We start from the raw sequence: 1,918 nt of genomic DNA, 5'->3' as shown, positions 1-1,918 counted from the left end.
GTCTCGGCGCGGTTCTCCCGCTAGACGTGCGGGCCCCGCGGCGGGCCCGGCACCGCCCTATCCCGGCGTCTGCTCCGTCAGCGCGGCGCGCACGTCCCGCGCCATGGCGATCACCGTGGTAACCCCGCCGCCGTCGACCTGACCGGCGAGCCGCGGGGGCACCCCGGGGGGAACCACGAGCACGTCGTCGCCGGGGGAACGGCGGCGGTCCCCCGCTCCCCCAGTGTCCCCCGACCGCTGCGAGAGCGTCGCGATCCGCACGTCGACGCCGTCCGCCCCGGCCGCCGGCGTCGCCAGCGTCGCCGACAGCGCCGCGGCGAGGTGACCGGCATTGCGCACCGCACCCGCGGCATCGCCCTCCGGCACGACCTCGACGTTGGCCATGCGGCGGTATCCCCGCCGGACCAGCGGCATGGCGAAGTCGCCACGGGCGTCGTCCACGGCCTGAAGCCGCTCGGGGAGCGAGGCGATGACGTCCAGGAGCTCACCGAGCAGCCCGCCGTCGCCCACACCGACACGCAGCCGTGCCGCGCTGGAGGCCATGCCCCGGGCACGCTCGGAGACCAGGGCGCGGATGTACCACGCGGCGGCCTCCAGCTGCGCGGTGCGCGCGTCGCCGCCGTGGTCCGCGGACGCCACCGGCACCAGCTCCACGCCCCAGCGCCGGCGGCAGGCGTCGATCAGCGTCACCCAGCCGTCCCGGCCGGCGGCCTCGCAGCGCTGGTGGCGTGCGGCCCACTCGCGGGCCGTCGCGGGATCGTGGAGGCAGAGCACCTCGTTGCCGGGGATGCGCGTGGCCCGCTCCATGAGCTGGATGTCCGCCTCGTGCTCCCGGGAGACGTGGGGGTCCTCGAAGAACACCACCGCCTGACAGCGGCGCTGGCGCACGAGCTCGGCGATCTGCACGTCGCCACCGCGGGGACCGCTGGCCATGCCCCTGACCCAGTCGCCGCCGGCGGAGAGGTCCCGCAGACGCGCGGTCAGGTCCTCGACCTCCGGCGCCGGCTCTCCGAGGCGCTCCGGGATACGGCCGTTGAGCAGCGCACCGGTGGTCCCCGTGCCGAGCCGCGCGCCGAACCGGGAGAGGAACCCCCGGTGCTCGTCGGCAAAGGCCAGCATCTCCGTCTTGAGGGTGTCGTGGGCGATCAGGGCGACGGCCTCGTCGGCCGGATCGCCGCGCATGCCCAGTGCCTTGGCCGCGGCGTCGTCGATGTGGCCGGCAGCGGCGCTGCGCCCGTCCCGGGCCAGCCAGTCGAGACCGAACCACGCCACCGCCGCGGCCTCGGAGGCGAGGAACGGCGTGCGTGTGACCACGCACTCGCGCTTAAGCGCCAGGCTGTCCGGGAACAGCGAGGTGGCGTCCCGCGGGTCCGAGAAATACACCACGGCATCGAGCCGGCGCCCGTCGGGCAGCCCGGAGACGACCCGGTCGCTCAGCGCCACCAGTCCGCCCTCGCCCCCCGGCGGGACCCGCACCACCGGCTCGTAGTCGTGCAGCAGACCGCACCGCAGCAGCGAGCGGTACGTGCCCTCGAGCAGATGGAGCTCCGGGCGCAGGACCGCGCGGAAGTACGGCTCGAAGCGGCGGATGAAACGCGCCGCCGGACTGTCCGGGCCCAGCCGAAGACTGCGGCTCGCCAACACGGCGATCGCCGGCCGTGCCCCGTCGTTACCGCTGCTCACGCCCGCCCCCCGGCACGCCCGGACCCAGCGTCCCGCCGTCACCGAGGGCCACGGCCGCCCGCGCCCGCTCGGTAATCCCGGCCCAGTCCCCGGCCACCACGCTCGCCGGCGGCGCGAGCCAGCTCCCGCCCACGCAGACGACGTTGTCGAGGGCGAGATAGTCCGGCGCGGAGGCGGGATCGATCCCGCCCGTGGGGCAGAAACGCACGTCGGCGAAGGGGCCCGCGAGTGCGCG

The 1,918-nt window shown here is 75.9% G+C and carries 1 protein-coding gene and 1 pseudogene; both read right to left on the bottom strand.

From position 1 onward, the window contains the following. Positions 1–57: 57 nt before the first annotated feature. A complete protein-coding gene (locus G7A99_RS18855) occupies positions 58–1,683 on the bottom strand; it encodes a methylglyoxal synthase (RefSeq protein WP_163143089.1) in 1,626 nt (541 codons plus the stop codon). Beyond that, positions 1,670–1,918: pseudogene (locus tag G7A99_RS18850) on the bottom strand (keto-deoxy-phosphogluconate aldolase); the annotation flags it as partial. The pseudogene G7A99_RS18850 and the gene G7A99_RS18855, both read right to left, overlap by 14 nt.

The organism is Arhodomonas sp. KWT, from assembly GCF_010993615.1.
Note: the sequence above shows the minus strand (reverse complement) of the source record. Positions and strands in the feature narration are given on the sequence as shown.